Genomic DNA, 22,647 nt, shown 5'->3' with positions numbered 1-22,647 from the left:
TTCATTTCAATTTTTCAGATTACTGCTACTGCTCGGCAACACATCGTACAGAGAAACCTCCGGCGCGATAGGTTGGGTATTGCACGGCCACAGTGCTATTGGTAAAGCTGAGATAATTTGCACTCGTGCCTGAATTTGTTGCCGTCCAATATATTCCGGTACTGCCAATATTTGTCAGATTTCCGTTCGAATCTACGCGATAACCTGCTGCCGGGTACCATCCTCCATAACCTGTCCAGGTCATTCCATTGCTGCCCCATACGGCGCCATTTTGTCCCATTGTAAAATTAGTGAGGAGCCATATTCCCTGCTGAGGTACACGCCAGCCTATAGGGCATGGGTCGTAAACTGTTTTGGATGCAGGTCCCCAAAGGGCATCGCTCCTGATTCCACTATTGCTGTACCAGTCGCGAGGGTCTGTAGCTAAATAATAGAATGTAAATGGATTAGCTATGCTATTGCTAAGGTTATTTGCGACAGCTACTTGTGTCTTGGTAACAGATATTGTCCCTGAGGCAGTGTATAATGTCGGTTCATCGGTTCCTGTCAACGTAGACGAACCCGGAAACGGGTCTTTGCGTCCCCATTGGTACAACAAGCCTTTTGTTGCAGCCACACCCGGTGTGTTGCCTATGGCTCCGAGGTTACGGTCCATAAATTTACCTGTACCTAAAGCTACTGGTGTATAATCGGTCACCCATATATGCCAAGACCAGAGAGTTGTATTAGATGCGTTCTTGATCTCTACAACCGCATTTCCTGACGCACTTCCCTGTTTAACAAGAAGATAAGCTGATGATCCAGTTCCAATAATATGAATCTGGCTTATATTTGAATTGGACGCTATCCTGTTGGAATTGTCTGTCCAGAGGAGTCTGGCTGTGAAACTCTCGGATACGCCCAGTTGAGTACCTATCCCAGAATCGTTTGCACGGCTGACAGGGATAAGTATTCCTGTGCCACCCGGATTCACAATATAGGAGTTCGATTTAGACTGGATAATGCCGGCATAGCATGGCAATGTAATATCTGTATCGGCAAAACGGCCTTGCGGACTTTTGATCGTAAATACAATGTCTCTGTAATAAAGTGCAGGATTGGATGTATCATTGATTATATTGAAATATACTCTGGTTCCGCTTGTATTGGCTCCTCCGGAAGTGGTCACTAAGGATTGGACCACATTATCCGGGTTGCTTTTTACTTCAACCGTGAAGTTTGTATTGGATTTGACAGTGAAATATTTCTGAGTACCGTCCATTAAGTAGTATACGTCTTTTTCCGTCGAGATATTATATCTGACTTGCCTGAGGAATATACTTGTGGTTAAAAAAGTGTACGGGTCGCCTATTCTGAAATCGACGACAGAGACTTTCTCCTTGAAAGGGTTTGCTGCAATCTCAGCCGCAGTAATAGCTGTAGGACGTACAGTAAAGGTTTTTTCACCTGAAGGATCATTGATTAATGCCAATATTCCCGATCCGGGCTGATCTGATGATCCGTCGAACGAAAAACCCATGTCATAAATATCGCTGCGGCTGGCTGTAATACTGAACACAACAGGATTCCATTTAAGTTTGAACTGTTGCGCTGCGGGTTGAACATCAGCAGATGATGCAAATACCAGCTCGGAAATCGCTTTTCCGGATAGGTCGGTAACCATTAAACTCAAATTCAGTTCAGTCTTCTGAAGTACCTGTACTGTATGGGTAAGGCGTCCGGCGCTGAGGTGAATGAAAGCTGTACGGTCTGATCCGCTAGTGTTTTCGGGCATATTGAGTTTGAGATCGGTTATACTGCCGGAAATACCTGCCGATACATTACTTCCTGTGGTAGATACCACATTGAGCCAGCTTATAGTATTTCCTGCGGCATCGGTTATTTTCTCAATCTTCCATCCCGGAGGATAATCGGTTGTTACACAAAACGTATTATCTGTACTGGCGATAGTACGGGCATCGCGGGTGAAGGTAATTTCTCTTTGTGATACTCCCAGCATATATTGTCCGTCGAAGACGATATCACCTATTTTTGCATTATCCCACATAATTACATTTGCTTCTATATTTACCGGGCGGGAGCTGAATGCATCGGCAGGTGTAGGTAATCCACGGCCGCTAACTTTTGTTATGTTTACTTTGTAATAGTGGTTTCTGAGGAGGGGTAGGTAAGTGGTAACCGATGATGAAGTGCGGGCAAAATCGACACGGTAATATGTTGGTTGACTGTCACCTGTATATGTGCCACCTATCACCAGACATGTGGCATTTCCCATCAATGACGGATTAGCCCCGACTGCCTCAAATGTATATATTTCTCCCGATGATGCCGTATGCGCTGTCGTAATAGCCGTGCCGTCGTATAATAAAGGGCCTTGTGTGAGAATAGATCCGGTAGGAACACTGGCTCCGGTGACAACATTTTGTGCCTGATCCCAATTACCCGAAAGAGGTGCTATGTATCCTTTATTATTATAATTGTACAACCGTATACTTTCCAAGGTGAAATTATTAGTGGCATCTGTATTAGTTAGTGCAACATCGATTTTAGATACCATACGAACCAAGTTTACAGAAGTATTGGAAGGTAATGCTGCATTTACGGAAATAGAAGGTATCTCGCCAAACATCGGGATCGGGATATATCCTGTGGATGCCGGATCGGTATTCCATTTATTACTGTTGGTGATAACCAGTTTGTCGAGTACCGATGCTTTGGAATCTCCCTCATGGATACTGTTCACAATTCCTGATACTGCTTGCCGCGTATTAGCGAGTATCACCATATTATATGTACCTTCGGGTACCTTTATAGTGAAGGTCTTGATATTACTGTCATCAGGATCAGTGTTGATAACATTGCTGTACACCGGTTGATAAGTATATTCCCCATTGTTATCGAATAACAGGACTTCGATACTTCTGACTTCATTTTCGTTACTTTCTGTCAGAGTTTTGGTTTTAGGTGCCGATGCTCCCGGAACTTTTACGGAAAAGGTCACTTCTTTTGTCTCTGAACCGGGAGATGGCACCTCGTCATTATCCTGACAGGAATTTAATAGTACCCCCGATAAAATGCATAAAGTAATGATGATTTTTTGTCCGGTATGCATATTTATGATTTTCATACTCTATTTTGTTTCTGTGTTTTGCGCTGTGATGTATACAGACCGGAAAGGAACCGGGTAATTCACCAGCCTGATATTTTTATAATTCCGGGTCTACTGGTATTTGTCCCCATTCGGGGATACTTATTTCGACAGATGCTTCTTTATATTCAACCAGTATAGGTACTAAAGCCTCCTCTATACCTTCTACTGTTATATTATTCTCTTTCATAAAATCTTTGAGATTAATCGTTGTAAGAGTGCTGCCGTCGGAACTTTTCTTTATCCGGATCTCTATTGGATTGTCATCTTTGAAACGGAGAGTGTAAAATGTTATAGCAGCGATTTTTTCTCCTGATATGTTTTCAAATGCGGATGTATTAAGATAGCGGACTGCATTGCCGAAAGTCTGCATCTCGAAATTATATCCACTGGTAACTCCGGTCATTTCTATTACAGGTGCAAGTAGGTTCCCCAGAGGGTCTTTATCTACAAGTCCCTTTATATAAACCTGTACTTTTACGAATGCATTATGAAAATCCAGTATCCGCTCTATCACAGTCTCGGATACGGTTGTGGCTTTTAACGACGGGGATAATACAGTATGGTCCAAAGCATAATATAATGTGTCGCCATTTGTTGCAACAGTTCCGTTCCTGAGGGCAGTATAAGATACAAAAGCATCTTTCATCATGCTATTTGTACTTAGTGGACTGATAAATGTCTTTTCGGAAGCGTTTCCCCAGCAGACAATCCGGTAACTACCCGGATCAAGATCCAGGGTGATTCCGGCAAAAGAGGTTAATGCTGCGAGGTCTGCACTCCGGGTCATTACATACTGTCCGTCTTCCTTAAAGACAAATACATCCACTCTTTTTATCTTTTCAATAAAAAGTTCTTCGGGGCCATCGCTTACATAACGGAACTTCAGTATAAAATTATTTTCGATATCGATCGGACATTCACCGGAACTATCATCGATACACTTGCTGAATATCACGACGACAAACAATGCGAAAAACAAATGGAACAATCTCATATATCAAAACTTTAGATTTTTACTAAACCGCATTACTTTGTGATATGACTGTTTTTACAGCCGCTCACTGTGCTGGCGGATTTGCAAAGTGATCCTTCGGGGAAGGTATGGCTGGCTTTCCCCGAAGAATGCTGTATCAATTATAGTTCAGGTGTTACACCTACTACTGTCCAGGTAGCCAGATTAACTGTTACTTCTATATCGATCAGGTTTAAATTTGGTATCGGAGACAGGTCGGTTTCATTGAAAGTCAATGCTCCTGCTGCAATCTTGTATATCTTCCCCGATTCAATACTAGTCAAAGAAGCTCCGCCGGAAACGGCTTTGAACCCTTTGACCGTGATAAACTGCGGATCAGCGTATGTAGATCCATCATTTGTTGCAATATCGCTCAGACGGATGATTATACGAGGGACTGTGCTACCGGTAGAAGAGGCAAATAAATTATATGCCCATACCGTTCCGGTACCTGCAGGTTTAGCAACATTTGTAGAGGCAGAGAGTGCCGGATCATAGAAATCATAGATAGCAGGTTTCAGCCCGGCCGGATATTCACTGGTTTCATCATCAAAAGCTGCGGCTACGGCTCCGTTTTCAACGAAATCGGTACTTGTCACACTTCCATTAACTAAAGCTTGTGAAAAGTAATTATCCACGAAAATACCCTCTACTTTAAAGTCTGTAATAACACCGGCAGCAGTAATGTCGGTCAGTTCGATACGTGCCACGGTAGGTTTAAGATCAACCTCGCAGGTGTAGGCTGTAGCAGGAGATACAGGGTCTACAAGTAGACCGCTTCCATATAGGTTTACGTCTTCAATATCATCCTGCGATTCCACTTGCAATACAACTTCCTGTACTGCAGAAATATTACCGGAAGTAGGAAGACCGGAAGTATTACCTATGACATAGACCATCTCTGTATTTCCGGGCAGGTTGGTTATTGATGCTCCGTTATGGGCTTCAGTCATATTAATATTTGTTGCGCTTGTCGTGGAAGAGGTTATCGTGTAATGTTTTAATATGGCACCCGATGCATTTACGAAATATAAATCTCCCGACTGAAGGACTACGTCGGCTCCATTAGCCACAGGACTACTTACCGAGTGAGTAGTGGCGGTGCTCTTGCCGAGTTTCAGAAATACACTTTTGGGTTTCGCGTTATCTACAGATTCTGAATCTTCACCGTTAGAGCAACTGCTAAAGCCCAATAAGAGGACTATAACTGATAATGTTAAATAGCTGAATTTTTTTTTCATACACTGTTGGTTTTTTAAATTAATTCAATGTGATTGACTTGACTTATTAATGAATTATTTGCTTTTAAATATGTCCGTAAAGCTTATTTATTTTTTACGCTGTAACTCTCTTTTATTATATACAGCCTCTTCGTTGCCGGAGGAAATGGCTTTGTCGAAACAACGGATCGCTTCTTCCTGATTACCTTCCAGCATATAGATTATACCCATATTATTGTACAGCAGATTACTTGCGGCAGCTTCTTTTAAAAGGTGTCGTGCGGCATCCAAATCTCCGTTTTTAATCATGACCGCGGCAGCATTGTTGATTGCAGCTATGTCATCAGGAAAGTAAAAAGGAATAGTTTCTGTCAGCAATCGCTTATATTCGGGACTGTTCTCCCCATAGCTGACGGCCAGATTGTAAAGCTCCGATTGGGATAGATTTTCCGGATTGCTTTTCTCCAGTATCCTGATTTTATCCTGACTATAATCTTTGATGGAATAACAGATTTTATATTCTACACGTCTTAGTTGGGGAAATAACTCTTTTTGTATTATGCGGTATGGTTTTCCCTTATCTAGTTGTTTCAATGCAGCTTCACGCTCATCATCCCTTTTTATAGATATGATATTCTGGATTTCATTCTTGCTAATCAGGTCTTTAGCTTCAATAAGAGTAGCCAGTCCGGGCCAGTCTTCCGGAGTTGTATCTGTTTTCAATATACTATCCGGAATGTTAAACATAGATTTGATATAATTTTTCAGAGTTGATGCTCTTTTCAGGGCTAAAGTTTCATTCACACCGTATCTTCCTTCGGGAGAAGCATAGCCATGTATGTATATTGATTCCAGAGAAATATTTTTATTGTTAATTATATCCCGCAATATCCCTTCCATTTCGGATATCCCTGTATGGTTGTTCCTGTATGCGGGAAGTATGCCCGAATGTCCTATTTTAAACAACACAGAATTATTTTTCTGCACACAATGAAGTTTATTTTCTTTTTCAGGAGTAATAAAGCTAACCCGGGGTGAAACAGTATATGTCTCCTGATTTGCTGGAATAACAGGGCTTACGGTAACATCAGATGTAAGTGTATGTTTACCCCTGTAGTGTAGAGACTCCAGCTCTACAAGCATGCGGGCGGAATCAACTTTTTGCAGATAGGGTATTCGTACATTGAAATACAGTGCAGAATCATTTTGCAATTCAGGATTAATAATATAGGAAGGCAACTCCCTTTTATAGTTGTTTGCCCATCGCCGAAGTACCTGTTGTTTATTTTTTCCTGCAATGATTACCGACTGTAAAGGATAGCGGTTGTCTTCCATCATTAATATGGGTCTAAGATATATGGCCTGTCCGCTGGCAACGGAACTCCTGTCTGGTTCTATCCGGTAACTCAACTGTAAACTATCGTTTATCGCTCTGATTTTAAGGCCTTCCAAATGGATGTTTTGACCGATATTATATAATGGCGTAAATTGTAAAAAGATTACAAACAGAATGGAATAATATTTTGTCCGGTTCATAATATTGTTTGATATAGTATTATTTAAGGATGTAAATAAGCGAGATACCAGCTTTGGTAGGGCCGAAATAACTTTTATTTCCCGTTCCCAGTTCCCGTCCGCATTTCTCACATTCATAGCGTGTATAATCGAAATAAGCATAGCCTATGCCAAGGGTTGCTTCTAAATTCCAGCGTGGAGAAAGTATCCACTGATAGCCATAAGATATGCCAAATCCGTAAGCATCGCCCTGATAACGGTAGTCCTTTAAAGAACCGAAAGGCAGATTTCCTGCATTGTAGTGACTGTAAAGGAGGTGGGTGCCTATAAAATGGGAGTTAAACGGTTCGTAAATCCAGTAGCGTAATTCCGGCTGTATAAGGATATGCTTGAACTTTCTGTTGTTCGAAAATGTCCAGGGATTGTAGTTGAATGATAAATCCAGGCTCAGATATTCCGATAAGCGATATTCAACCCCCACATTTATGGTTGTCGTCAGGTCATAAACCAGATTGGATTTGATACCCAGCAAGGGTATTGCTTCCATACCTGAGGGTAATCCGTTTTTTTGAGATACAATTTGGCTATTGCCCTGCAAAAAAGTCCCACAGATAAGTAGTGTGAGAAATATTATTCTTTTGGTCATCGGATATTATTGAGTAGTTATTTTATTGATTTTATAAAAAATCAATTTGACTTTCAGTATTTGTTACCTGTACTATTGTCTTCTTATGTTATTCTAAAGTCATTATTTGTATATCTCCGGTTTCCCGGATATACACTTTCTTAAAGGATGAGTTAACACAAGCTTTATACTTCTCTCAGGGGTATATTGATTACTAACAAGCTATGTGTTTTTATACGTGGCAGAATATGTTTTTCTAATTTTTATTCTTTTCTGCTAAATTTGCCTGATTAATGATTTTTTTAATATTTTTTTGTCTTAGTATGAATGAAGATGAATTACTCTATTACTATGTATAAGCAAGCTTAAAATATTGTCTTCGTGATTTCCGCGTTACAAAAATAGGTTTTAGATAATAAAGAAATATCATACATTTTTTCCTTTTTTAGTTACTTTTTCACCTTTTTTATCACATCCTGATCTATTTGTGTCTGTTTGCGTATATATCCGGGAGGTAAACCGAATTTTGATTTACAGAATTTATGAAAATGAGACAGGGACGAAAAGCCATGATCGAAACAGATTTGTTTAATACTTTTCCGGCTCCGGCGTATTTCATGGTAGATATCTGCAGCCTTGCGTAATGTGATCCAGTGAGATGCCGGCACTCCAAATGTTTTCCGGAACCGTTTTTCAAAACCAGAACGGCTATAGCAGGACAGACTGGCCAGCTCATTGACAGATTTTACCTTTCTGTAATTCTGATATATGAAATCGGAAAAATCCTTGTCCCTTGAAGCTAAATTCCTAAAGAAGAGACTCCTTTCTCCATGAGTATAGCAGATAGACATCAGGTAAAAAAGTTCCCGGGTCTTTATACAGATATATAAAGTATGATCCTTGAAGTTCATATTAAGGAACCATTTTAATGATTCGACATAAGCTGAGATAATCGGGGTAAACTTCAGAATTGTCAGCTTATTCTCTGGTAATTCAGGTTGGTTGAGGACTGAAAGGTTGCAATGCCTTAGGATTAAACCCGGTTTCAGGCATATGACAGATGCACCTTCTGTGGTATTTATCAGGCAACGCGTACCTATAGATATGAATATCATCTGACCGGAACAGAGATGTTCGTCAGTATATCCGGGTAGAGAGCATTTCAGACTGCCATTTATTACAAGTAGAATTTTATTCTCTTTGGCTATAAATTCAAAATCCTGATCTTCTTTTAAATTCCATACATCAAGAGATACTGAAACTTCATCAACACCTTTGACGTATGTTTCAGTTGAAAGATCCGGCATTTTAGTTTTCATTGGTATAAGGATATTAAATTGATTAAGATTTTGCCTGATATATTGAATAAAATAGCTCAGGCATATGAATAATAATTATTAATAAACTTTCAACCAATAAGCATTTTTTTATGTTCACTTGTAAGGAATAATTTTATATCGATATTTTATATTTTCCTGTTATATGGTTAGCTTATCATGAAAACAGTATAATTAAATAATGGAATAGGAATATCCTGCTCTAAATCAAATTGATTTATCCACTTATAGAGGATAATAATCTTAAGCTTTTTATTATTTTTGTAGAAAGTCAAAAAAAACATGACAGCCGAAGAAATATTAAAAGAACATAAGCTCAAAAAAACCGTATGCCGAAAATGCATTATTGACAAATTAATGCAGAGTGATGATACAGCTTTAACAGAGAATGAAATAAAAGATGCATTTTTGGATTTATTTGATCGTGTAACTTTCTATCGTTCTCTTAAAACATTAGAGGAGGCGAAAGTTATACATCGCATAGTCCTGAATAACACTACGGTAAAATATGCTTTGAGTAGTCAATTGGTTTTATCAAAGATACATCCTCATTTTCATTGCATTTATTGTGACAAAGTTACATGCTTGGATTCTTCTTTATTAGATCGAAGTCTAAATTTGCCTTCCGGATATCAAGTTGAATCCGTTCAAATACTATTAGAAGGTATTTGTCCTGATTGTCAAAAGAAATAAATCCGGTAGCCGGTAATAAAATACTTATATGGTTGTAATGCCGCTTATTCAATAGATTTTGCCCATGCAGACATAACTTTTTGATTTCGGTTTATTTGCCGGCTACACCCCCAAAAATGACATATTTATCGACTGGAAGCCTTTTATCTTATTTTCAGGAGGAACAATCCTGTTTAGAGCAACTACAACATTATACTTTTTTACTGACTCCATAGCAGCACATTGCGATCAACAATGAAGTGTCCTGCGTAATCGTGAATTGAGCGGAAATAAGAGAACAAATTCCGGGAATAATATCTTAATTTGCATAATAGTAGCCTTTTAAATGCTTCCTAAAGCACAGTTACAAACTTATAGTAAACAATCCAGACAAAAAACAGTGATAATTAACCGTTGGTATATAATCTTTCTTGTATTATTTTTGGATTCAATTTAATTAATATATATAAATATGAGAATAACTACATAATTACGAACGTATCGATTAAATGCTTTTAAACCTTGGTGTATTTGACTGATGAATATATGTGGTGTGTACCTCGGATATTTTCATAAAAACGATATAGAGATAACAGAAGTAATATAGTAAACTTCAAAAAATCTACAAAATTGACTCATCTTTTTGTCCGGATTATATAATGAATCCCAATAGACAAAAGTCCGTTATTCGGATATGTTCTTTTTATGATTTTTTTTAAATAAAATATGTATATAAATAAGGAATAATCTTTTACTTTTGTAAAATAAATGCGGTATTTATTGATACTATTCAATAAAAGAACCTTATCTACCTAACAAAAAATTGTTTGTATAATAAAATGTCTCTTAGATTTGTATAAGGGCTTCAAGTCATGAACTAAATGATTATTTTTTAACGGCTAAACATCCTTATTTTTGGGAAGGGGTAAGAATTAGCAAAGGAATCTTTTTATTATACACGTAGAGGAAATTTGTTACTGGATAGTGCAAATTTGCTATATATTCAATTTTTAATTTACTCATAATCAAATTGATCCGATAATATCAATATCGGGGTGTCCCCAAGGTATGTTATTTTGTTAAGTATGTCAGTCAAAAAAAAAGAGTCATACGAATGGTTCGCCATTAGAGTTACTTATGGTAGAGAAATCAAATTGAAAGCATATTTGGATACCATAAAAACAGAAAGTTTCGTTCCTTTAAAACTGACGGAAATCATTAAGAAAGGGAAAACTAAAAAAGAACTATTACCTGCAATCCGTAATCTTATTTTCATTCATACCAACCGTTCTACTCTCGATATTTTAAAGAGGGAATTAGAGAGTAGTATTCCAATCCGGTACATAATTGATAAAGCAAGGAAAATGCCAATTATTGTTCCTGATGACCAAATGAAACATTTTATTGCTATATCTAATACTCAGAATGAACAAACACTCTATTTAACACATATTGCTCCGGTATTGAGAAATGGTACCCGGGTGAGAGTTATAAATGGTATTTTTAAAGGGGTGGAAGGTACTATCGTCAGAATAAAACGTGACAGGCGGATTATGGTTAATATCGATGGCGTGATTGCTGTTGTAAGTGCGCATATCCATCCATCTCTTTTAGAAAAGATCGATGGCCAGTAATTAAAGTGTACATTTTAACCGGATACTTTCAAAAAATGTAGAAAAATATGGAATTATGTATTTATTGTTTTTTGCCTTTTACCATTAGTTTGCTTTCATCGTGGTTTCTTATACCTCAAATCCGATTTATAGCACTTAAGAAAAAACTATTTGATATCATAGATGAAAGGAAGGTACATATAGGTATTGTTCCCCGGCTGGGCGGTGTTGCATTCTTTCCAACGTTTATGCTTGTATCTGCCTCATTTTTATATGCTTATATTATTTTCAGAGACACACTGGATATTTTTATTGGCATTGAATCTGTGAAAGAATGGATATTGACATTATGTTGTACCATAATATTGTACCTTACCGGCATTGCAGACGATTTAGTCGGTTTGCAATATCGGCAAAAGCTTGCCATGCAGGTTTTTGTCGCTTCTGTTTTTATTGCCTCCGGTTTATGGATAAACAATTTATATGGTATTCTTGGTATTTATGATATTTCATTATATTATGGTATACCTCTTACTGTATTTATCATAATTTTTATTCTCAATGCCATAAATCTCATTGATGGAATTGATGGTCTGGCTTCCGGATTGAGTATGATTGCATTTCTTTTTTATGGTTGCATATTTATGTACCTTCACTTATGGTTCTATTGCATACAGGCTTTTATCGCATTTGGAATGCTCGTCCCGTTTTTTTATTATAATGTATTTGGGAACGTGAAAAGGGGGCGAAAAATTTTTATGGGAGATGGGGGCTCTCTTACTATAGCGATGTTGCTTTCTGTGTTTACGATAAAATTATGCTACATCGAGCCGGAAATAATACAAGTACAGATACCGCATGCTATTGTAATAGCATTCTCATTACTTATCGTCCCTATGTTCGATGCGATAAGGGTGATTATACATCGGCTCCGTTGCCGGCGCAATCCTTTTAAACCGGATAAGAACCATATTCATCATAAGTTTCTGGATTTAGGCTTATCCCAGAAGTCTACAATGACAATAATACTTTTAATCTCTATATTTTTTGGAACAGGTAATATACTGTTAGCTCCTTATGTAAATATCAATTTTTTGCTAATTTTTGATATTGTATTATGGACTGTCATGCATATGGTGATAACAATGAAAATCCGTAAAAAACACTTTACAGAAACAGTCGAAACCTGTGACTTTTAGAATATATCATATATCAGTGATATTCATTAAATAATAGTTGAACATTTATTAAGTATAAAATTTTATGAGATCTTTATTGCTTTTTTTATCTATTTGTATTTTATTCTTTTCATCATGTAATTCGTCTAAAAATATTACATATTTTCAGGATATTCCTTTAGGACAAAATATTTCAACTGTTAAATCTTCTGATATAGAAGTCATGCCCAAAGATTTGATTTCGATAGTGGTATCAAGCAAGAATCCCGAACTTGCTACTCTATTCAATCTGCCAAAAGTTTCATATCAGGCAGGAAGTACAACCTCAAATGAAAATGCGGGCACTCAGATACTGGGTTATACCGTCGACTCGGGTGGTAACATAGATTTCCCTGTATTGGGGACTATTCACGTTGCGGGATTCAACAGGAAGCAATTGTCATCTATGATAAAGGAAAGACTCTTAAATGAAAATCTGGTAAATGATCCGGTTGTAACGGTCGATTTCCTGAATCTGAAAATATCCGTATTAGGCGAAGTAAAAAATCCCGGTAAATATAGTATAGACAGAGATCAAATTACACTCCTCGAGGCCATAAGTATGGCCGGCGATCTGACTATTTACGGTAAACGGAATGGTGTTTTCGTTATCAGGGAGAAGGATGGAAACCGTATTACATATAAAATGGACTTACGCTCGTCCGAAACATTTTCATCTCCGGCATATTATCTCCGGCAAAATGATGTAATATATATAGAGCCTAACAGTACCCGCTCAGGACAGTCTACCATCAACGACAATAATGTGAAATCTGTTTCTTTATGGATGTCAATAGCCTCTTTTGTAACCACTTTAGCCGTTTTAATATTTAAATAATATAAACTGTAGATTACCTGTCATAATAAGCTTTTTGAAAATGAAGAAAAAAACAGAAGAAGATTTTATCCGGATACAGGATTTATGGAAAATGTCAGTAGAGAAATGGCATTGGTTCGTCATTTCTTTAACGGTATGCCTGATTTCCGCATCCCTGTACATTGCAATAACCCCTCCGGTATACACACGTTCCGCAGCGGTATTAATTAAAGATAATTCTTCCAAAGGAGGGATGTTGTCCGATAATATAAATACCTTTTCTGATATGGGATTGTTCAAATCCAATACGAACATCAATAATGAGATATTGACATTCAAATCCCCGCTATTGATGCAGGAGGTCGTTCAGCGTATGAAACTGGATGAAGATTATAGTGTAAAGGGATTTTTCAGAAACAGGTCTTTATATAAAAACTCTCCGGTAATAGTTTCTACCGACCCGGCAAATGTAAACGAATCTTTTTCTTTCCAAATCGAACTGCTTCCTCAAAGTAAGGCAAGGTTATCCAATCTTACCCTTAATGGGGAAGAGCTGGATTTTACGGACAAGGAAATTAACTTATCGGAGCCGATGAATACACCTTTGGGCAACATTACGATACATCCTACCACCTTTTATGCCGGGAAATATCATAATCAACAGATATTATTTACGAAATCCGATCTCCGGAGCATTGTCAATCATTATACAAATGCATTGAATGTCGGGTTGAGCAATGATGATGCTACCATCATAGACATTTCCTTAAACGATGTTTCTGCTCAACGGGCCGAAGACATTCTGGATACCCTGATTACGGTATATAACAAAAACTGGATTCAGGATAGGACCCAAATCGCAGTCAATACATCATCTTTCATAGAAGAACGCTTAAATGTCATCGAAAAGGAATTGGGTGGGGTAGAAGACAGTATATCGAGATTTAAGAGTCAAAACCTGATACCGGATATCCAGGCGGCATCTAACTTATATATGGTAAGATCAAATGAAAACGATGCTAAAATACAGGCTCTTAATACCCAACATACTATCGCTAAGTATATTCTTTCCCGCCTGAAGGATTCACGGACAAAAGATATGTTATTACCGGCAAATCTGGGGATCGAGGGTGCAAACATCGAAGGACAGATAAACGAGTATAACACACTGTTACTTAAACGAAATACTTTGCAGGCAAACAGTAGTGACAATAACCCGTTGGTGCTGGATATGAAACAATCACTTCTTTTTATGCGTGAAGCCATTATATCGTCTGTTGATAATCTGCTCGTTACTTTAGACACACAAATAAAAAATATACAAAAGTCTGAGACAAAAATCAATGAGCGTATAGCTTCCAGCCCCGAGCAGGCAAAATATCTTCTTTCGGTAGAAAGGCAACAAACTGTAAAAGAAGCTCTATATCTTTTCTTGTTACAAAAACAGGAAGAAAACCAGCTATCACAGACTTTTACAGTTTATAATACAAAAATAATAACACCACCATCCGGTAATATGTCTCCAACAACTCCCCGGAAAACGTCGATATTACTGGTTGCTGCTGCCACCGGATTTTTACTGCCGGTTATTATTATAATTATTTTGGAAAATATGCGTATAACGCTCAGAGGGCGCAAAGATTTATCCTCGCTATCCTTGCCTTTTATAGGTGAAATCCCTCAGATAATGAACGGTCGGAAGAAACTATTTTTAAAAAACAAATCATCGAAGGATAGGGATGATATAATTGTCCGGGAAGGGAGGAAAGATTACATGAATGAAGTATTCAGGGTTATACGCACTAATCTTGATTTTATATTGAATACAAACGGAGAGAAGCATCAAAAGGTTATCATGTTCACATCTTTCAATATCGGTTCGGGAAAAACATTTACAGCAATAAATCTGGCCATAAGTATGGCGATAAAAGGGAAGAAAGTTGCTGTAATAGATCTCGATATGAGAAAAGCATCTTTAAGTTCCTATATAAATACTCCTTCGTCCGGAATATCCAACTATCTGGGAAAAATGATAGACGATCCGGATCAAATAATACGGAAAGGTGTAATCCATCCTAACCTGGATATTATTCCGGTAGGAACGGTTCCTCCTAATCCCGTGGAACTTTTATTAGATGACAGACTACAGGAATTACTTGATAAATTGAGAGAAAAATACGACTATATTTTCCTTGACTGTACCCCCATAGAAATGGTTACAGACGCTTCTATTGTCGGTAAAGTGACAGATATCACGGTATTCGTGGTCAGAGCAGGCTTACTGGATCGAAGAATGTTGCCAGAAATAGAAGAAATGTACCAGAAAGATCAATACAACAATATGGTCTTACTTCTTAATGGGACGCAATATATGCACGGGCGGTACGGATATATCCGCTACGGGTATGCTCACGGCGACGAATAAAACTGCATAATGGTCTATTGCTCAAAATAGTGCGAAAGGATATTGCAGGGTAAATATAGTATCTGATAATTATTTCAATGGGATCTGACAAAAGAAGAATAGCTAAAAACTCGATTTACTTGTATATGCGGATGACGCTCATGATGGGAGTTTCTCTATATACCAGCCGGGTTATTCTCGAGAATCTTGGAATAGAAGATTTTGGCATATTTAGCGTAGTTGGTGGACTGGCTGTATTGTTTAGCTTCTTCAATAATGCTCTTAATGGTTCCACCCAGCGGTTTCTGACTGTTTCTATAGGCAAGAATGACATGATAGAAACAAAGAACGTATTTTCTATGAGCATGAATTGTCATATGATTATTTCATTTGTGATTCTGATATTTGCCGAAACTATAGGGCTATGGTTCTTAAATACCCAACTTAATATACCTGCGGCGAAAATGCATGCTGCCAATTGGGTTTATCAGCTGGCATTGCTTTCATGCGTTTTGGGTATATTAAATGTACCCTATACAGGCTCCATTATCGCTTATGAGAAGATGTCGTATTTTGCGTGGTCCAGTGTAATCAGCGCGATGCTCAAACTTGGTGTGGCGTGGCTTCTTGTTGTAACCGATTCTGAACGTTTGATTTTTTACGCGGCATTTCTTGCAGTTGTTGCCATTATTAAATTCGTAATTGACCGAATTTATTGCCGTATCCGATTTTCAACCTGCCGCTATAATTTTCAATGGAACGGGGATTTATTTAAAGAAATGGTATCTTTCACCGGTTGGAACATTCTGAAAATGGGGGCAGTAATGGGTGTCTCTCAAGGAAATAATATGCTTATAAATATTTATGGAGGTACTGTAGCAAGTGCTGCCATGGGAATTGCCAACCAAGTCAATGGAAATGTATACGGATTTATGCAAAATGTACAAACAGCATTCAATCCACAGATTACAAAAGCAATAACATGCAACGAGAAAGAGGATTATCAATCATTAATCAGGATGTGTGCTAAAGTTTCTTCCTATCTTCTTTTTTTTCTTGCCGTTCCTCTTATCCTGGAAATGAATATCATACTAAAATTATGGCTGAAAGATGTTCCTGTAAATACAGGAACTTTATGTATGTTCTCTATCGTATCGGTTTATCTCGATTCTTTAATCGGTCCTCTCTCGACTGCTGTAATGGCACATGGTGCAATTCAACGGTATCAGATTGTGACTTCTGTTTTATGGATAATTTCTATCCCCGTTGCCTGGTTATATCTCCAAATCGGAATGCCGTTTGAATATATCCTGGTTTCAAAGGTTATCGCCCAGATTATAATATTAGGTTATTCTTTATATTTTCTTAAAAAGAATATCGTTTTTGAAGTAGTGTCATTTATCAGAAATGAATGTTTTACGACCTTGGTTGTTTTGGTAAGTAGCTTATGGATTAGTTATCTTATAATAAGTAATTTTCATTATTCGGTTTTAGGTAATTTAATATTGTCTGTCGTATCGTCATGGGCTGTTTTAATATTTATAATATTAGCTATTGGCCTCACATATAAAGAAAGACTCGCAGTTAAAAATTTGTTATTTAAAAAAGTAATAGCATGGAAAAAACTATAAGATTTATATATAGGGGAGGTCTGGGTAATCAGTTATTCCAATATGCAACAATGCTCTATATAGAGAAAAATTTCCCCGAAGTGAAAATTATTCCCGATTTTGGTCAATATTGCTACAATCACTTTCATAATGGAATTGAGATTCAAAAAATTTTTTCCACAGATTTTGTGGAGAAAATCAATACCGCTGAATATTATCGGAAGTCTTATAATAAAAAAGAGTCTAAGGCACATCGGATAGCCAGAATAGCATGGTATAAATTGTTAGGGTATAAGACTTTTTATAATTCAGCTATAATTACCCCCAATAAAATGGCAAAGATTATTGATAATAATCAAAAAATGATATTTGCCGGATTTTTTCAAAATGACATGTTTACTTCTGTGGTAAAAGAAGAATTACAAAAGAACTTGATGCAATATGCTTCTTTGGGAGCGGATAATGACGGACTTCTTGCCCGAATAAAAAAATATGAGACTATCAGTTTGCATATTCGCAGAGGGGATTACATCGGTCTCCCTTTGTATAATGTTTTCCATGGTACAGAATATTATCAACGTGCAATCTCTTATTTTAAAATAAAATATCATAATCCTGTATTTGTAATATTTTCCGATGATATTCCTTGGGTTAAGGAGAATCTCCTTATTGGATGCGATTGTGAATATGTGGATTGGAATCAAGGAGAAGATTCATTTAAAGATTTGATTTTGATGGCTCATTGCACTCACAATATTATAGCCAACAGTAGTTTCAGCTGGTGGGGTGCATGGCTTAACCAAAATCCCGCTAAAATAGTTATATCTCCAAGAAAATGGTTTATAGGAAACCCGGGCGACGAAGTGGTGCCTTGTGACTGGTTAAGATTTGATAATTAAACAGAATAGTATAATCCTATGATTTCAATTATAGTACCAGTATATAATGTAGAAAAATATATTGTCGAATGTATAGAATCTATACTGGAACAAACATATACAAACTGGGAATTATTTCTAGTTAATGACGGCAGCACTGACTCTTCCGGTGATATATGTCAGGGCTATGCCCATACAGATAACCGTATTATATATGTCAGGACGGAAAACCGGGGCGCATGTCGTGCGAGGAATATAGGTTTGGAGAAGGCTAATGGAGAATACATATTTTTTGTAGATTCGGACGATATGCTAACACCAGATGCATTACGAATATTATTTGACAAATTAGCTATTACTGAAGCTGAGCTTGTTTGTGGTGAATGTCAAGGCATGCATGAGAATGGCAAAGATTACAACTATAAACGGCCTGTTTTCCCTGATAAAATAACTTCCGGCGATCAAATGCTAAGAGATGTACTGACTTATAATACATTATGCTCAATATGGGGGAAATTATACAAGAAGGATCTTATCGGCTCAATAAGGTTTGAGGAAAACTTAAAATTGGGGCAGGATATCTGTTTCCTTACTTCTTTATTTAGCGAGAAATCATGTTCTGTTTTGAGATGTTCGGAAAAAATCTACCGTTATCGTATATTACAAAATTCAATTTCACATTCAAAACAAGCTTCTCTCATTGCTAAAATTCAGAACTATATCGAAAACATGATTCAACTTCGTATTAAATATAATAAATATATTTCTGAAAACTGTGTCGAAGAATTTTCTTACAATATTTGTCGTAATATATTGTATTGTATATACTTAACGGGGTTAATAAAAAAAGTCGAAAGCTGGCAACTTGACATATTAAAATCTGAAGTACTATATATTAAAACTATTAACGATGGATATACACGGGATATAAAGTCGCTACTGGCATCAGACAAACCCGGTATTTCATGGACTTTAACATTCCGCCATTTGATTGATTATGCTAAAGATATAGCCCGTAAACTTATTCGGTAGTTGTTTATTCTATGCAAAAGGTTACAGACGTTCCCCAAGACAGTGGTAAATATTACATTGTAATCACCCCTTTTTTCCCGTCGGGAGAATCGTTTCGGGGCCCTTATATATATGATCAGGTACAGGCTATCGCCCGGAATAGTGAGTACAAAGTTGTTGTGTTTGCGCCCTGCCGGAGTAATGAAAAACAGGAGATATATGAATATGGAGGAATTAAAGTTCATCTGTTTCCCATGCGAAATATGCCGTCTTATTTTTTCAACGGGATTTTGAACTCCTACAATGCGCATAAGTTTCTAAAAACCTTTTACAAATGTGGTATTCCGGGTAAACAAATTAAGTATGTGCATTGTCACACATCTACATTCGGTGCTTTAGGGGTAGCATTAAAAAAACAATACCCCCATATCAGGGTTCTTCTACAACATCATAGCAGGGACCCATTCACGATACTCAATGGAAAATTATCTGCCTGGCTCCCTAACTTATGGTTTCGGGCTATGATGAATGTACGGTTATTTGAAAATATAGATATTCATATATCAATCAGTAAGATTGTAAATGATAATCTTCATCTGTTTCCGTCAGCTTCTCCGTTGGAGGATTATGTTCCCTATATTAAAAAATTGATAAGGATAAAGCGTATGTCGTCTCCTCGTATTGCCCGGTCCATAGTACTTTATAATGGAGTAGATAAAAATAAGTTCTATCCTTTAAAGAAAAATCAAACTACGGGATTATTTAAAATAGGGTGTATTGCAAATTTCCAGACATTGAAAGATCAGATTACTTTGATTAAAGCGACAGAAGAATTGATTAATAACCATGGGCTTACAGATATTAAAGTATCTTTTATCGGGAGTGGTCCCGAATTGAAAAAATGTAAAAATTATGTGACAGATGCAGGATTGAATAGGTATATTCAATTCGACTCAGAAGTCGATCATTCTCAATTATGCACCTATTACAACACGCTTGACTTGTTCGTATTGCCGTCTGTCTATGAGGGATTTGGATGTGTATTTACTGAGGCCTATGCATGTGGCGTTCCTTTTATGATTTGTGAAGGCCAGGGTGCGACAGAATACCTGTCATCACCGGAATATGACAAATGGGTATTTCAGAAGCATAATTATCATCAATTAGCTGAAATGATACACACTTTTGCCTGCCAGCGATTCCGGCAAAAGTTACAGATTTCCCATGATATAGATTTTTTAATAGCTAGGTTCCTCAAACAAATCGACGATTTTCACGAATGAACAACAATTTTTTTCATAAGGAATCGGTATTTGCACTGATTTGTGTATTGCTCCCAATGATGCGAATTATAAAATTTGTGCCATCACTTTCCGTAGCAATATATTATGGTGCGTTTGCCATGTTAGGCATAGTTGTGCTGATGAATCGAAATAATAAAATTAATTGGTTGGTAATCTTATTCTTTTACATTTGTTTTCTTTCTATTTTAGGCAATGATATCCCGGGATTTTTCCATCCATGGGAAAGATTCATAGGACTTATTTTGATTATATTTTGCATAGGGCCGCTGTTCCAAAATCAGTGGTTGTGCAATGTGCGAATCTTATCGTTAAATTATATTTCATGGATGTTTATGGGGATAGGAGTAATATCCTTTATTCTTTATATCATATACCGTCCTGTCACAATTACCGAGCGAGGAAATTTATTCGGAGGAATCACAGTTCATTCTATGACTATGGGGCCTGTAGCAGCCTTAGCTGTATTGTACGGTATTCAATATGGTTTATTCAAGAAAGAAATATTATCGAAGAAAAAGAAATATGTACTATGGATTGCCGTCATAATATGTTTCTTTTCCTGCCTGCTTGCCGGATCGAGGGCTGCCTTATTGTCGTTTGTCGGCGCTTTTACAGTGTGGATTTGGTTATATTTTCGCAACCTGTCGAAATTTATTCGTTATGCTGCGGCAATTGTTATTGTAATAGCGGCTACATCCCCTTTTTGGTGGAAATATACTGAAACAATTCAAATGAAGGTTGCATATTCCGAAAGTAGAGGGTCGATGATAAGCAGTCGTGCGGGAAGGTGGGAATCTCGAATCGAGGAATTTAAGTATAGCCCTTTCATCGGATATGGATACGGGGCAGTCAGATTACCGAAAGCAAGTGTTGTCGAAAGCAAGTACACCGGAACGGTCGAGCCTGGCAATGGTTGGTTGTTCCTACTTTCAAGCACAGGTATTTTCTCTTTTTTTATCTTTGTTCTGATTTATTGCAAGACAATATGGGAACTAAATAGAATAGGGGATCAGACATCGCTTTTATTAATAAGCTCTTTAGTCTTTTTGGGAATACACATGATGGCCGAAGGCTATGTTATTTCCTCCGGGAGTTTCTTTTTCTTCTATCTATGGCTGTGTCTGGGTACCGCTTCATGTTATATCAAATTTAAGCAATCTCAAGAATCAGAATGAGTTTAGTTTTCTGGCAAAATGTAATAAGTATTCATCAGTCTGCATTTATTAAGTCTCTTTCAGCAATCAATCCGGTAACTCTTGTTGTAGAGCGGGAGTGCAGTGCGGCACGTTTGAAGGAAGGATGGAAGGTGCCGCAAATGGGTAACGCCCGCATAATAATAGCACCTGACGACAGCAAAATCTCTGAATTATTGGCTGATAAAGAATCTTATCACATATTTTCGGGTATTGATGCCAATCCTATGGTGTATGCCGTGTTTAAGCAGGCTGCCAAAAATCATTGCCGGATTGCAGTAATGCTGGAACCATATAAGTGGTTGGGAATTACGGGATTATTACGAAGATTAAAATACAAGTATCTTCGTATCCGATACGAAAAATATATCAATGTTCTTTTTGTTACCGGATACAAAGGGGAAGAATGTTATATAAAGAGCGGTTTCCCCAAAGAAAAAATATATCAGTGGGGGTATTTTACCGAACACCGGCACATTCATGCAAAGAGCATTATAGAACAAACTAAGCCTAACATTATTTTTATTGGCCGGCTTGATGTTAATAAGAATATTCTTAACTTGGTAAAAGTGATAAAAACTCAGACATGCTTATTCAACACTTTTTATATTATTGGGAATGGAAGTTTGGAATCCCGGCTTCTGAAAATAATAGAGGAAGAACAGCAAATAAAATATGTAGGAGCCATACCAAATGAAAATATTACAGACTATCTTTCCCGATCCGACCTTTTAATCCTCCCCAGTTTATATGATGGTTGGGGAGCGGTGGTCAATGAGGCTTTGATGTGTGGCACAAGAGTACTTTGCTCCGAAAATTGCGGAGCCTCCGCCCTTCTGGATAATAATGAGAGAGGCGGTGTTTTTTGCTTCGACGAGTATAATTCCGATATGAAAATGCAACTCCGGAAATGGCTAGAGAAAGGTCCAATCACGCAGAAACAGCGTAGAAACATAATCAATTGGACTTACGATCATATTTCAGGAGATAATGCTGCCACTTATTTCAATGCTGTCCTTACTGATCCGGACAAAAGAATTATACCCTCATGGTTGAATAATGATTGAT

At 37.4% G+C, this 22,647-nt stretch carries 17 protein-coding genes; 11 read left to right on the top strand and 6 right to left on the bottom strand.

Annotated features, from left to right (window positions below):
* Positions 1 to 25 precede the first annotated feature (25 nt).
* From B3317_RS12875 to B3317_RS12850, 6 genes are all read right to left on the bottom strand, one after another.
* The gene (locus B3317_RS12875) at positions 26 to 3,127 is read right to left on the bottom strand and encodes a fimbrial protein (RefSeq protein ID WP_291112222.1); all 3,102 of its coding nucleotides are present in this window, start codon (positions 3,125 to 3,127) and stop codon (positions 26 to 28) included.
* 79 nt (positions 3,128 to 3,206) lie between these two features.
* The gene (locus tag B3317_RS12870) at positions 3,207 to 4,145 is read right to left on the bottom strand and encodes a FimB/Mfa2 family fimbrial subunit (RefSeq protein ID WP_291112219.1); all 939 of its coding nucleotides are present in this window, start codon (positions 4,143 to 4,145) and stop codon (positions 3,207 to 3,209) included.
* Positions 4,146 to 4,285: 140 nt separating this feature from the next.
* Entirely contained in the window at positions 4,286 to 5,404 is a 1,119-nt protein-coding gene (locus B3317_RS12865) for a hypothetical protein (protein WP_291112217.1), read from the bottom strand.
* Positions 5,405 to 5,491: 87 nt separating this feature from the next.
* A complete protein-coding gene (locus tag B3317_RS12860) occupies positions 5,492 to 6,919 on the bottom strand; it encodes a DUF3868 domain-containing protein (protein ID WP_291112214.1) in 1,428 nt (475 codons plus the stop codon).
* A 19-nt stretch (positions 6,920 to 6,938) separates the two neighbouring features.
* Positions 6,939 to 7,544, bottom strand: a complete 606-nt coding sequence (locus tag B3317_RS12855; protein ID WP_291112211.1) for a DUF3575 domain-containing protein — start codon at positions 7,542 to 7,544, stop codon at positions 6,939 to 6,941.
* A gap of 428 nt (positions 7,545 to 7,972) precedes the next feature.
* Complete coding sequence (locus tag B3317_RS12850) at positions 7,973 to 8,842, bottom strand: helix-turn-helix domain-containing protein (protein WP_291112208.1); 870 nt, start codon at positions 8,840 to 8,842, stop codon at positions 7,973 to 7,975.
* Positions 8,843 to 9,142: 300 nt separating this feature from the next.
* Between B3317_RS12850 and B3317_RS12845 the strand changes: the two genes are divergently transcribed.
* The 11 genes from B3317_RS12845 to B3317_RS12795 all read left to right on the top strand — a co-directional run bounded on the left by B3317_RS12845 (position 9,143) and on the right by B3317_RS12795 (position 22,646).
* On the top strand, positions 9,143 to 9,553 hold the full coding sequence (locus B3317_RS12845) for a Fur family transcriptional regulator (protein WP_291112204.1): 411 nt from the start codon (positions 9,143 to 9,145) through the stop codon (positions 9,551 to 9,553).
* Positions 9,554 to 10,617: 1,064 nt separating this feature from the next.
* Complete coding sequence (locus B3317_RS12840) at positions 10,618 to 11,166, top strand: UpxY family transcription antiterminator (RefSeq protein ID WP_291112201.1); 549 nt, start codon at positions 10,618 to 10,620, stop codon at positions 11,164 to 11,166.
* Positions 11,167 to 11,213: 47 nt separating this feature from the next.
* Entirely contained in the window at positions 11,214 to 12,344 is a 1,131-nt protein-coding gene (locus B3317_RS12835) for an MraY family glycosyltransferase (protein ID WP_291112197.1), read from the top strand.
* Between the two features lie 64 nt (positions 12,345 to 12,408).
* Positions 12,409 to 13,200, top strand: a complete 792-nt coding sequence (locus B3317_RS12830; protein WP_291112194.1) for a polysaccharide biosynthesis/export family protein — start codon at positions 12,409 to 12,411, stop codon at positions 13,198 to 13,200.
* Positions 13,201 to 13,240: 40 nt separating this feature from the next.
* The gene (locus B3317_RS12825) at positions 13,241 to 15,604 is read left to right on the top strand and encodes a GumC family protein (protein WP_291112191.1); all 2,364 of its coding nucleotides are present in this window, start codon (positions 13,241 to 13,243) and stop codon (positions 15,602 to 15,604) included.
* A 77-nt stretch (positions 15,605 to 15,681) separates the two neighbouring features.
* Entirely contained in the window at positions 15,682 to 17,214 is a 1,533-nt protein-coding gene (locus tag B3317_RS12820) for a lipopolysaccharide biosynthesis protein (RefSeq protein ID WP_291112188.1), read from the top strand.
* Positions 17,199 to 18,092: an alpha-1,2-fucosyltransferase gene (locus B3317_RS12815; RefSeq protein ID WP_291112186.1), complete on the top strand. Its 894-nt coding sequence runs from the start codon at positions 17,199 to 17,201 to the stop codon at positions 18,090 to 18,092. The genes B3317_RS12820 and B3317_RS12815 overlap by 16 nt, the downstream gene beginning before the upstream one ends.
* 18 nt (positions 18,093 to 18,110) lie before the next feature.
* Positions 18,111 to 19,103 carry a glycosyltransferase family 2 protein gene (locus B3317_RS12810; RefSeq protein WP_291112183.1) on the top strand — a complete coding sequence of 331 codons (993 nt, stop codon included), beginning with the start codon at positions 18,111 to 18,113 and terminating at the stop codon, positions 19,101 to 19,103.
* Positions 19,104 to 19,114: 11 nt separating this feature from the next.
* Entirely contained in the window at positions 19,115 to 20,365 is a 1,251-nt protein-coding gene (locus B3317_RS12805) for a glycosyltransferase family 4 protein (RefSeq protein WP_291112180.1), read from the top strand.
* On the top strand, positions 20,362 to 21,561 hold the full coding sequence (locus B3317_RS12800) for an O-antigen ligase family protein (protein ID WP_291112178.1): 1,200 nt from the start codon (positions 20,362 to 20,364) through the stop codon (positions 21,559 to 21,561). Before B3317_RS12805 ends, B3317_RS12800 begins: the two co-directional genes overlap by 4 nt.
* Positions 21,558 to 22,646, top strand: coding sequence for a glycosyltransferase (locus B3317_RS12795; RefSeq protein WP_291112177.1), 1,089 nt, complete (start codon positions 21,558 to 21,560; stop codon positions 22,644 to 22,646). The genes B3317_RS12800 and B3317_RS12795 overlap by 4 nt, the downstream gene beginning before the upstream one ends.
* Position 22,647: the final 1 nt, after the last annotated feature.

It is taken from the genome of Dysgonomonas sp. UBA7710 (genome assembly GCF_002482385.1).
Lineage (GTDB): Bacteria > Bacteroidota > Bacteroidia > Bacteroidales > Dysgonomonadaceae > Dysgonomonas.
The sequence above is the reverse complement of the archived record's forward strand: the minus strand, read 5'-3'. Positions and strand labels throughout refer to the sequence as shown.

Coding starts and splice junctions, on each gene's coding strand:
- B3317_RS12875 (WP_291112222.1), bottom strand. CDS start 3,127: ATGAAAATCATAAATATGCATACCGGACAAAAAATCATCATTACTTTA.
- B3317_RS12870 (WP_291112219.1), bottom strand. CDS start 4,145: ATGAGATTGTTCCATTTGTTTTTCGCATTGTTTGTCGTCGTGATATTC.
- B3317_RS12865 (WP_291112217.1), bottom strand. CDS start 5,404: ATGAAAAAAAAATTCAGCTATTTAACATTATCAGTTATAGTCCTCTTA.
- B3317_RS12860 (WP_291112214.1), bottom strand. CDS start 6,919: ATGAACCGGACAAAATATTATTCCATTCTGTTTGTAATCTTTTTACAA.
- B3317_RS12855 (WP_291112211.1), bottom strand. CDS start 7,544: ATGACCAAAAGAATAATATTTCTCACACTACTTATCTGTGGGACTTTT.
- B3317_RS12850 (WP_291112208.1), bottom strand. CDS start 8,842: ATGAAAACTAAAATGCCGGATCTTTCAACTGAAACATACGTCAAAGGT.
- B3317_RS12845 (WP_291112204.1), top strand. CDS start 9,143: ATGACAGCCGAAGAAATATTAAAAGAACATAAGCTCAAAAAAACCGTA.
- B3317_RS12840 (WP_291112201.1), top strand. CDS start 10,618: ATGTCAGTCAAAAAAAAAGAGTCATACGAATGGTTCGCCATTAGAGTT.
- B3317_RS12835 (WP_291112197.1), top strand. CDS start 11,214: ATGGAATTATGTATTTATTGTTTTTTGCCTTTTACCATTAGTTTGCTT.
- B3317_RS12830 (WP_291112194.1), top strand. CDS start 12,409: ATGAGATCTTTATTGCTTTTTTTATCTATTTGTATTTTATTCTTTTCA.
- B3317_RS12825 (WP_291112191.1), top strand. CDS start 13,241: ATGAAGAAAAAAACAGAAGAAGATTTTATCCGGATACAGGATTTATGG.
- B3317_RS12820 (WP_291112188.1), top strand. CDS start 15,682: ATGGGATCTGACAAAAGAAGAATAGCTAAAAACTCGATTTACTTGTAT.
- B3317_RS12815 (WP_291112186.1), top strand. CDS start 17,199: ATGGAAAAAACTATAAGATTTATATATAGGGGAGGTCTGGGTAATCAG.
- B3317_RS12810 (WP_291112183.1), top strand. CDS start 18,111: ATGATTTCAATTATAGTACCAGTATATAATGTAGAAAAATATATTGTC.
- B3317_RS12805 (WP_291112180.1), top strand. CDS start 19,115: ATGCAAAAGGTTACAGACGTTCCCCAAGACAGTGGTAAATATTACATT.
- B3317_RS12800 (WP_291112178.1), top strand. CDS start 20,362: ATGAACAACAATTTTTTTCATAAGGAATCGGTATTTGCACTGATTTGT.
- B3317_RS12795 (WP_291112177.1), top strand. CDS start 21,558: ATGAGTTTAGTTTTCTGGCAAAATGTAATAAGTATTCATCAGTCTGCA.